The 10,774-nt window shown below is 58.0% G+C and carries 8 protein-coding genes and 1 pseudogene; 5 read left to right on the forward strand and 4 right to left on the reverse strand.

The genetic code is table 11. The features are described 5' to 3' along the window. Positions 1-77: 77 nt before the first annotated feature. Genes add through mgrA form a run of 5 tightly spaced genes read left to right on the forward strand, consistent with a single transcriptional unit; the run spans position 78 to position 5,597 of the window. The gene (gene add / locus ACX80C_RS17510) at positions 78-1,100 is read left to right on the forward strand and encodes an adenosine deaminase (RefSeq protein WP_459327747.1); all 1,023 of its coding nucleotides are present in this window, start codon (positions 78-80) and stop codon (positions 1,098-1,100) included. Continuing rightward, positions 1,097-2,473 (forward strand): NtaA/DmoA family FMN-dependent monooxygenase, encoded by a 1,377-nt coding sequence (locus ACX80C_RS17515; protein WP_459327738.1) that lies wholly within the window; start codon positions 1,097-1,099, stop codon positions 2,471-2,473. Before add ends, ACX80C_RS17515 begins: the two co-directional genes overlap by 4 nt. Beyond that, positions 2,473-3,003, forward strand: a complete 531-nt coding sequence (locus ACX80C_RS17520; protein WP_459327739.1) for a flavin reductase family protein — start codon at positions 2,473-2,475, stop codon at positions 3,001-3,003. Before ACX80C_RS17515 ends, ACX80C_RS17520 begins: the two co-directional genes overlap by 1 nt. 27 nt (positions 3,004-3,030) lie before the next feature. Continuing rightward, on the forward strand, positions 3,031-4,569 hold the full coding sequence (locus tag ACX80C_RS17525) for a purine-cytosine permease family protein (RefSeq protein WP_459327740.1): 1,539 nt from the start codon (positions 3,031-3,033) through the stop codon (positions 4,567-4,569). Continuing rightward, complete coding sequence (gene mgrA / locus ACX80C_RS17530; protein WP_459327741.1) at positions 4,566-5,597, forward strand: L-glyceraldehyde 3-phosphate reductase; 1,032 nt, start codon at positions 4,566-4,568, stop codon at positions 5,595-5,597. The genes ACX80C_RS17525 and mgrA overlap by 4 nt, the downstream gene beginning before the upstream one ends. 228 nt (positions 5,598-5,825) lie before the next feature. Here mgrA and ACX80C_RS17535 read toward each other — a convergent pair whose 3' ends face one another. The 4 genes and pseudogenes from ACX80C_RS17535 to ACX80C_RS17550 form a co-directional block, all read right to left on the reverse strand. Continuing rightward, complete coding sequence (locus tag ACX80C_RS17535) at positions 5,826-8,819, reverse strand: discoidin domain-containing protein (RefSeq protein ID WP_459327742.1); 2,994 nt, start codon at positions 8,817-8,819, stop codon at positions 5,826-5,828. Positions 8,820-8,998: 179 nt separating this feature from the next. After that, complete coding sequence (locus ACX80C_RS17540) at positions 8,999-9,757, reverse strand: SDR family oxidoreductase (protein WP_459327743.1); 759 nt, start codon at positions 9,755-9,757, stop codon at positions 8,999-9,001. Further along, positions 9,754-10,407: a zinc-binding dehydrogenase gene (locus ACX80C_RS17545; RefSeq protein ID WP_459327744.1), complete on the reverse strand. Its 654-nt coding sequence runs from the start codon at positions 10,405-10,407 to the stop codon at positions 9,754-9,756. The genes ACX80C_RS17540 and ACX80C_RS17545 overlap by 4 nt, the downstream gene beginning before the upstream one ends. Beyond that, a pseudogene (locus ACX80C_RS17550) lies at positions 10,390-10,653 on the reverse strand (alcohol dehydrogenase catalytic domain-containing protein); the annotation flags it as partial. The gene ACX80C_RS17545 and the pseudogene ACX80C_RS17550, both read right to left, overlap by 18 nt. Positions 10,654-10,774: the final 121 nt, after the last annotated feature.

Consider the following 10,774-nt stretch of genomic DNA (forward strand, 5'->3'; position numbering starts at 1 on the left):
CCGGGTCTAGATTCATCTCAAGCTTTCCAACGGACCGAGACCATTCGTCCGGCCGAATCTTAGCTTTGAGGACGATGATGCCCGGCTATTCCACACCTGCACTACAAGCAGTTCGCTCGCTCAGCGCAATACCTAAAGCGCACCTTCACATACATCTGGATGGTTCCTACCCTCGCCGGGCGGTCGAAGCCCTTGCCCTACGGCGAGGCGTTCGATTTCGCGTTCCGCCGTCGTTCACATCTGTGTGGGAGTTCTTCGACTGTTACGGGACGGTCCTTGAATTGGTCGAGTCTCATGAGGACTTAGCTGACCTGTGTCGTGCGCTAGTTCACGCTGAAGCAGCTGAAGGAGTGTTCTATCTGGAACCAGCGATTGAACCTCAACTGTACGCACCTCGCCTTGGCAGCTTGGATCAAGTAACGAAAACAATGCTTCACGCTTTCGATGAAGCTTCTCAGGATGCGGGCATCGAGGTCGGTGCTCTCCTCACGATCAATACCGACGAGAACTTCGAAATCTCCGAAGATCTTGCCAGAGTGGCCGCGGATCACGCCGGACGCGGGATAACCGCGCTCGGTACAGCCGGCTTCGTGGAGCCCGGTAATCTCGCCCGCTACAGAGGTGCCGCCCGGATCGCTCAGAGCGCGGGCCTCACCGTTGTCAGCCATGCAGGGCAAACCGGTGGCCCGGACAGCGTGGAAGAGGCACTTGACGAGCTGGGCGCCCGCCGTATCTCTCACGGTTTCCGTGCGGTCGAGAGCGAAGCACTCCTCGAACGGCTCGCCAACGAACAGATCGTTTGCGACGTCTGCCCGGTGTCCAACGCAGTTCTCGGGCTAGTCCCGAATGTCAACCGGCACCCAGCTCCACGCCTACAAGCCGCCGGTGTTCCCGTCACGTTAAACGCCGATGACCAGCTGTGGTTTCAGGCGAGTATCACTGATCAATACACCATCGCCCGCGAGAACTGGTCGCTCGACGACGACGAGATCGCATCATTCGCCCGCGCCGGGACTCTCGCCGCAGGAATGAGTGAACACACACGACTCCGGTTTCAGCAGGAAATCGACGCTTGGCTCACGAAAGGAACCGAACTATGAAACAAATACTCCTCGGCGCGTTCGAGATTAATCAGGTGAATCTAACCAGCCAAGGGCTATGGGCGCACCCGGAACAAAATACGTACCGATACAAAGAACTGTCCTATTGGACCGAGCTGGCGCAACTGCTGGAACGAGGTTTCTTCGACTTTCTCTTCCTCGCCGACTCCTACGGGTATCCACTGCTGAACGGGCAGACCCCCGAGGTGACGTTCGAACAGGCGGTTGAGGTCCCAAAGAACGATCCAATGTTGCTGATTCCAGCCCTCGCGGCAGCGACGAAAGACCTTAACTTCGCCGTCACAACCTCAACCACTTTCGAAGAGCCGTACGCTAACGCGCGTCGATTCGCGACGCTTGACCACCTCACCGGTGGCCGGGTCGCCTGGAACGTCGTAACCACCAGCAGCACAGTGGTCTCGGAGCTATTCGGCCGGAGGCCAGTCCCGCACGATGAGCGCTACGCGATGGCGCAGGACTTTCTGGACCTCAGCTACAAGCTGTTCGAGGGCTCGTGGGAAGACGGAGCGGTGCTGGCTGATAAGGACGCGCGCGTCTATGCCGACCCGCGCCGAGTACATCCAATCTCGCACGAGGGCCCGTACTTCACCTCGCACGGCTACTTCAACTCCGAACCATCACCCCAACGAACACCCGTCATCGCCCAAGCCGGCGCATCCTCCACCGGCCGCGCGTTCGCAGCCGCGAACGCGGAACTGGTTTTCTTACAAGGCAAAGACGCGAAGAAGCTTCGACAGCAAGTCGATGATCTGCGCACCTCCGCCACGAGCGCGGGTCGTGAGGCCGATTCGATCAAAGCCATTTCCGGTCTTTCAATCGTCACCGCAGCATCTCAAGCCCAAGCAGAAGAAAAGTTGGAGGAGTTCCTCTCTTGGGTCAACCCAGATGCGGCACGCAGCTATTACGCGATGATGACAGGAGTAGATCTGACGGCGCTTGATCCCAACGCCTCATTCTCGACCGTCACCACAGAGGGTGGCCGCACACAAGTTGAACGTTATAAAGACAGTTCAGTTCGAGAAGCCGCGGCGGACTTCATCCGCCGCGGAATGCGGGAACTGATCCTCGTCGGCACACCAAACCACGTCGCCGAACAAATAGCCTCCATCGTGGAAGAAACCAACCTCGACGGCTTCAACTACACACCCTTCGTCTCACCGGGATCGTACCTGGACTTGGTCGAGCTAGTCGTACCCGAACTGCAAAGAATGGGGCTGGTTCGCACCCACCACAGCACCAGCACCTTCCGTGAGCGGCTCTTCGGCCCGGGCAAGAGCCACCTGCCCTCCAACCACCCGGCCGCGCAGTTCCGTGCCAGTGAACTCGTAACCCGCACCGCGAAGGACCTCTAATGCATGCCGAACTGCCCCGATACGAATCCGACTCAAGACAACTTCGAGAAACGTTCTCCTACTTCCCTTCCGGAATCGTGGCGTTACTCGCCGAGCTGGACGGAAACCCATACGGGATGGTCGCTTCCGCTTTCACTGTGGGCGTCTCAATGGAACCTCCCCTGGTCTCGTGCGCCATCCAGCTGTCCTCATCCACCTGGCCCATCCTCAAAACCGCACACACAATCGGCATCTCTGTCCTCGGTGAAGATCAAGCAGAGTTCGCCCGTCAGCTCGGCTCGAAAAAGCGGGAAGAGCGATTCGTCGACGTCCCGCTTCGGGAAACCGGATCCTCAGCCCAATTCATAGCAGGCGCCCCGGTATGGTTCGAGACCACATTCACCGGCGAATTCCCGGCCGGCGACCACACCGTTGCGCTCCTTGAGGTGCGCGCACTAGGCGCCGACCCCGGTTTGAACCCGCTGGTGTTCCATGCCTCTGCATTCCGCCAACTGCTCCTACCCGCACGCGATCTGAAACCTTCCGCCTAGCCCATCAAACCCTTGAAAGGAGCACAGATGAACGCCAAAGAAGCACGTCCTCCAGTGCCAGCCCAGTCCCCACCGAATTCACTGAGCATCGAACTCAATGGTGTGAATCAGATCGCCGAAGCGGAACGGAAAGGCAAACCGCGCGACCTGTTCTGGCCATGGTTCGCCGCCAACATCTCGGTATTCTCCATCAGCTACGGCGCCTTCATCCTCGGATTCGGGATTTCCTTCTGGCAAGCGGCTCTCGTCGTCATCGCCGGGATCGTGATCTCTTACCTTTTGTGCGGGTTCATAGCCATCTCCGGCAAACGGGCCTCCGCGCCAACGATGACCGTCAGCCGCAGCGTCTTCGGTGTTCGCGGCAACCGCCTACCCTCTGCTCTTTCCTGGATACTCACGCTCGGTTGGGAAACAGTTCTTGCCGCTATCGCGGTGCTAGCCACAACGACAATCTTTGAGCGTCTCGGCTGGGACGACGACCTCACGACGAAGATCGTCGCATTGATCGTGGTCGTCGGCCTGATCGTCTTAGGAGGCATGCTGGGCTTCGACCTGATCATGAAGATGCAAAAATCGATAACTTGGATCGCAGGCATCCTCACCGTGGTCTATATCATTTTCGCCGCCGGCAACATCGACTTCGCTGTGTTGAACAATCTCCCCAACGGGGACGCGCCGGCAGTCATCGGCGCAATCTTCTTCGCCATGACCGGGTACGGACTCGGGTGGGTAGTTGCGGCCGGCGACTACTCCCGCTACCTACCCCGCAACGCCTCCAGCGAAGGCGTGATGTGGTGGACGACTCTGGGCAGCAGCCTGGGACCGATCGTACTCATCATGTTCGGGCTCCTCATTGCCGGGTCATCAACCGAACTGAGTGACGCCATCGCCATAGATCCTGTCGGTGCCCTCGCCACCCTCCTTCCCACCTGGCTGCTCATACCCTTCGTCGTCGTCACCGTGCTCGGCCTCGTAGGAGGAGCAGTGATGGACATCTACTCCTCGGGCCTCTCACTACTCAACGCAGGACTGCGCGCACCACGATGGGTTGCAGTCGGAATCGACGCTGTCCTCATGACCGCCGGGGCAATCTACGTCGTATTCTTCGCCGCAGACTTCCTCGGCCCGTTCCAAGGATTCCTGATCACTCTCGGGGTTCCAGTAGCCGCCTGGTGCGGGATCTTCCTCGCCGACATCATGCTGCGCACAAAGGACTACTCCGAAACAGACCTCTTCACCAAACGAGGCCGCTACGGCGACGTGAAATGGATGCCGATCGCGCTGATCCTCGTGCTAACAGCACTTGGCTGGGGCCTAGTGACCAACACAGCCGCGCCTTGGCTCGCCTGGCAGGGCTACCTACTCGGACCATTAGGCCTTGGCGGAGTGACCGGACCCTGGGCATTCGCGAACCTCGGCGTAATCGTCGCGCTGGTGCTCGGATTCCTTAGCTACGTGCTGCTCGGCCGCCGGACGGTACGCACCCAGGAATCGCTTCCCGCAGGGACTGAGATTCCCCTATCCAATGAAGAAGTCCAGGAACTCGATACAGAAAGCGTGAAATGACCGATACCTATAAAGCGCCATCAGCCCGATACAACACGCAAACCTACCGTCGGGTGGGACGCAGCGGCTTATCTCTCCCACCAGTCTCCCTTGGCCTATGGCAAAACTTCGGCAACGACGTCCCTCTGAAAATCCAGCGCGACATCATCCTGCACGCCTTCGACAACGGTGTAACTCACTACGACCTTGCGAACAACTACGGTCCCCCGTATGGAAGCACCGAGGAAAATTTTGGCCGCATCCTAAGGCAGGACCTACTGCCCTATCGAGATGAGATGATCATTTCCACCAAAGCCGGCTACGACATGTGGCCCGGCCCGTACGGCGAATGGGGCTCCCGCAAACACCTCCTCGCTAGCCTCGATCAGTCCCTGAAACGACTAGGTACCGACTACGTTGACATCTTCTACTCCCACAGGTTCGACCCGTCGACACCGTTGGAAGAAACAATGGGAGCTCTGCATCGCGCCGTGCAATCCGGCAAAGCGCTCTATGCAGGAATCTCCAGTTATTCCCCACAACGGACCCGCGAAGCGGCAACCATTCTGGCTGAGCTAGGCACGCCGCTGCTGATCCACCAACCCTCCTACTCCATGTTTAACCGGTGGATCGAAGACGAACTCATCAGCACCGTCGATGAACTCGGAGTAGGGCTTATCGCTTTCTCACCTCTCGCCCAGGGAATGCTCACCAACCGGTACCTTAACGGTGTACCGACGCAATCACGAGCCGCACGGCAAGGCTCGCTGCGTCCCGAGTTCCTAACCGATGACAACCTCGACCGCCTACGCGACCTCAACACAATCGCCGCCGAAAGAGGCCAAACCCTGGCACAGCTAGCACTCGCCTGGGCGCTACGTCACGACACCGTTTCATCAGTCCTTGTCGGAGCCTCCAGTGTTCACCAGCTAGAGGACAACCTCGCCGCCGCCAAGAACACAAACTTCAACGAGCATGAGCTGATCGAAATCGATAAACACGCTATCAATCTGGGAATGAATCTTTGGCACCAATCAAGTGAAAGCTGACTACCATCTAGTGGCGGTTAGCTGCTTCAAGGGGCTGCTTTTAACGCCCTGGGCACGCCGGGTCCCCCGTTGCTATCGTTGCTATTGCCGCTGCTGTGCTGGGCACAAGGAAAGAATCACGCTTCGAAACTCGAAGCTGAGGGTTTCTCGTGAAATTCACGAAATCCCGTCTCCCCGCCCGCGGCTGAATGCCTACAGACAGGAGACGGAGTTACGCTAAGGAGCGGCTCAGCCTTCCACGAAAACGAAGTTGTACCGCACCGATTTGTCTGGATCCCGACGGTCAGTGGAGATCAGAACTGTACGGCCCTGCATTGAATCGGCTTCCACCACTTTGACTATATGTCGACGATCGCGCGGCTTCACGATTGGTGTGATCATCGCACTTTCTGGAAGTTCAATCACGTAGTCGAACGTGTTCGGATCGAAGTTGGTAAGAAATTTTCCGTCAATCTTCACTTGCGACAACAGCGGAAGTTCAGTCGCAACTATTGGATCATCTAGAGAACCGCCGCCGTAAGGCAGCTTCTCAATGTTATCCAGGCCTTGCTGTCCGAGCCGGTCAATCATCTGCTGCTTGTACAAGCTCCCGGGCTCGACATGAGCGCCGAAGGACTCCCAGTAAGCATCCATGCGAGGGCGGGGGTCATCGCTGTTCGGTACAAATGCTTCACGCTTGTCCCCGACATGTCCTATCGCATAATTAGTTGCGGTCGGCGGTCGCTGAACGACAAGGGTCCCCTCGGTGTTCCAAGCCACGTAGTTTGCACCCGACCATCCATGGCCGCTACCAAGCCATGCCCTGTCCTGAATAGCTAGGTCTGTGGTGACGTTGTCGAACAAACCTCCCACTGACCAGCGCTGATGGGGTTCGCTGGTGTTCAGCTCTCGTGTCGCCACACTATCGAGAAATACGTTCGGGCCAGGAACCCAAGCTTGCACGATGAATGAGTGACGTGAGCCGTCAGCGGTGGAGCGTTGGACCAGTGTGAGCTGTCCGTTCAGGTTGTAGGGAGAGCGGGCTGAGGCTACTGGCCCAGCTTGTTCGATTGATGTTGTGTCCTGAATGGTGACCCATTTCGCTCCGGTATTAACCCACACCAGAGCGTTCGAGCTGCGAAGCCCTGTGACGTCGCGAATCCATACGTTTTTCGCGTTGTCGATCCATACGGCGTTCTGTGCATGCGCGGAATCGGTGTAGTAGGTGACCTGTTCGCCGTTTTGGGTAACGGTCTGAGTTTTTGATTCGTCAATTTCAATGTCAATGCGTAGGTTCTCCACACCGACATTTTCGATTCGCTCCGGATCATCGTAACGGGTCATTATGGCGCCGCCCCAGCGCTGCTCGATGGCATTGGCGATAGGTGCATCGACGATGATTTTGTTTCCATCGATGCCGGTGATGACGCGGTCGAAGTCGAGGTTGGTGGGTTCAAACTGCCGGGTGGCGCCAGGGTTCCCCGGGCGGGGCACGATGGTGTCCATGTCAATCTCGTGGATCCAGCGGTCGTTGCCGACGCGGGACACGATGACTTTGTCTCCTACGCTGAACTGCGCGGGCTGTGCGACATGGAATGAGCGGCTGCCGACGGGGACATACAGGTCGGTCACTTCGGTTGTTTCGGCCTGTGGGCGGACTCCGGCAGTCCCCTCGACTTCAAGCACATTGCGTACCTTAGTCCCGGTGGCGAAGAGTACGGTGCCGTCTTCACCTTGTCCTTCGCCGCGGAGGACAATCCCGCTAGAATCAATGAGGAGTGTTTCAGCGACTTGGTAGGTACCAGCCGTGAGGAGAACCGCTCCACGAATTCCGTCCGCGTTCTGCGGCAGCTGCGAGACCTCATCGATGGCAGCCTGAATGCGCGCTGAGTCATCACCGTCGCCAGGTTCGACCCGCACACGAGTCTGCGTGTTCGGAAGGGCAACCCCGCCGCCTCCGTATCCGGCGTCCGAGAAGTCGAGCATCCGGTTTCCCTTGAAGTCGGGAGTTTCGAGTAGCTTGCCGTCTTTGCCCAAGAATGCAGCCTTGCTCTGTCCGGTGAATTCCCTACCTTCCTTGACTGCAGTGAAAGCAAAAACATCCTGACGGTCTGTTCCGTCTGCGGTGACCTGCACCCTCAACTCATAGGTTCCTTGTGCTGCGGGTTCATCCGTGAGGATGAACTGTTCGTTCTCGCCAGCGGCAATCTGAGACTCCTGGAAGCCTCCCACAGTTTGTCCTGTGCTGAGGTTCGCCAGCTCCGCAGAGACGGTGACGTCCACGAGTGGGTTGACGTTCAATGCCGGAACGGCTTCGCCTTCGGCCAGAATGGCAGGAGTACCAATTTCCTGGGCTAGTGTCGGATGCTCTAGCTTCAGGTCGGCCACGAGAACCGATGGGTCACTGACGTCAACGAAAACCACGGCTGAGCGGGTTGCGCCGTCGAGTGTGACCTCGGCGGTGAGTTGCGTTATGCCTGAGGACAGCCCAGTAATGCGCGTGTCCTCTTCAACGCGAATGATGTCGGGTTTTGAGGTATTAAAGGTGTAAGTGGCACCCGATAGATCTGCCGGTTGCCCCTCTGACGTGGTGCCCTCCAGCTGCAGCTGGACAGATTCATCGACGGACACATCAATCGTGCCCCATTGGTCGTACGGTGTTCCGGTTTCGTCAACGAATGCCACGCCTCGTAAGACTTCGGGCTGTGGTTGACCTGATCCGTTATAAAGACCAAGTTCCGCTACCCGAATTACCCCCGCAGGGTCGTTCACCTCGAAGACGATACGGTAGTAGCGTCCAGACGCGAGGTCGAATGAAACCTTCTCTTCCTGCGCCACGGGCCCGGTCTTATCGTACGCGACCGTCCAATTCTCTTGGTCATCTGAGGTCAGCAGTGAATATGACTCGACCATGCTCGGTTCGGTGTCGAAAACAATGTCTGCAGCATCGAAGATGGATCGGTCGCCCAGATCCGCGGTTATCCAAACCTCGCCGTCTTCCCGATCTCCGCTGAGCGGCTGCCAGGAGGTGCCACGGTCGCCGTCGACTGCCAGCGGTGGCCGGCCTTGGGACCACGACGATGATGCGGTGACGGGTGCGTTGGCTACAAGATTGTCATCAGTAGTGGACTGCGCACGTCCACCTGAGTCGCTGAAAGGCCATATAAAAGCTAGCAGGAGTGCGAGGGCAACCGGAAGAATGAGAGCTTTCGTACGCCGTTGATTCGAGAAGCCAAGTACCATGGTTCCGTCCTTACTTGAATAACAGGTTTTCTATAGGAAATTGTGTCCTTTATATCTGTACTTCAGGTTAGGGTCAAGAGTCCTTCATCTTGTGACTTACGGTCTGAAGTTGGGTATTGCAGCTTCGCCGGCTCCCCCCTGACTGCAGGAGTGCACGACATAACCAGAGATGGGCCATTTCAGCGCCCAAGCCATCCGCCGTCCACCGGCAGTACACATCCCGAAACGTAGTCCGACGCGTGTGAAGCGAGGAAGACAGTAGCTCCGGCGAGGTCGGAGGGTTGTCCCCAGCGTCCTGCTGGGATGCGTTCAAGGATCGCGCTGGCGCGGTCGGGGTCTTCTCGCAATGCTTGGGTGTTGTCCGTCGCGATATACCCCGGGGCGATGCCATTTACGGTGATACCCGAGCCTGCCCACTCATTGGATAGTGCTTTGATCAGTCCACTGAGCGCTGATTTCGTTGCTGTGTAGCCTGGAACGTTGATGCCGCCCTGGAAACTGAGCAGGGACGCTGTGAAAAGGATCTTGCCGTATCCGACCTCAAGCATTCGTTGGCCCAAAGCCTGGGTGAGAATGAACTGACTCGTGAGGTTAACTGCCAGAGCTTCGTCCCACCTCTCTAGTGAATGCCTAGCGGCTGGTTCGCGGTAGATGGTGCCGGCGTTATTGACGAGGATGTCAATGTTCATTTCGGCGGCTTGCGCGGCGAAGGCCTGCGCTTCATCACGGCAGCTCAGGTCCACCTGCATGCCGGTGAAGTTTCGTCCCTGACGTTCCACTGCCGCCTCAATGTGGCTGCCGGTGGCCGGTAGGGAGCGGCTTGCGCCAACGATGTCGGCTCCCGCGGCTGCGAGCGCTTCAGCCATGCAGAAGCCGATACCTTTGCTCGCTCCGGTTACCAACGCCCGTTTGCCTTGAAGGTCGAAAGGCAGATTCATGAGCCCGCCTGGACGTCCACAAGGATTTTCATGGCTTTGCCGGCTGCCAGATTCTCAAGGGCGGTTTGTGTATCTGCCAGTGGAACGATCTCTGAGATGAGGGTAGCTGCCGGAATACGTCCTTCGTCGAGCAGTTTGATCGCTTGGAGGAAATCCGCCTTCTGGTATACCCGAGCACCGACGATGGTCAGTTCGCGCCAGAACAGTCGTTGCAGATCTACTTCACGTGGTGTGCCATGGATCGCGACTACAACGAGAGTTCCTCGTGCTTTGATCAGTGAGGTTGCAGCAAGCACCGCGACTGGAGAGCCGGACACTTCGAAGACGACGTCGGCACCAGCGCCGCCCGTCCAGTCGTGGATCCACTTTTCCTGATCGACGGTTCGTGGGTCCAGTGCTGGGAAGCCGAGCCGCTCGGTCTGCGTCCGGCGGTTGGCGTCCAGTTCCATCACAGCTACGTCGGCGCCAACCTCGCGTGCCACGGATGCAATGAGAATGCCGATGGGTCCTCCGCCGATGACGAGCACTTTGTCCCCGCGGACCACTTGGCCGCGTTTTACGTCGTGAACGGCAACGGCCGTTGGTTCGACCAGGGCCGCGTGGTCAAGTGGAAGGGATTTGGGTAGGAGTAAGAGGACTGTGGCTGGCACATTCCAGCGGCTTTGAAGAGAACCTTGTGAGTCGAGGCCGATGAAGTTTAGATTATGGCAGATGTGTTGATTGCCTGCTCGGCACGCAGGACAATCGTCGTCCCAGTCCAGTGGCATCACCGTAACTGGATCTCCGACCGCCCAGTCAGTGATCCCGGCACCTGTGGCCGCGACGGTCCCGCTCATTTCGTGACCAAAAATCAGGGGCGTACGTACCCGGCTGTCCATGCCGCCATTCCACAGGTGAAGGTCTGTTGGCGGGTTCTAGTGGTCGTTGCAACACCCCCGTCTTTCGGGAGTTACAACGACAATGGCTTCATCATCTATCAGCGGGTCTTCCTTAGCGAAAGAGTCGTCTTCGGCGGAA

Source organism: Arthrobacter tecti (assembly GCF_054511355.1).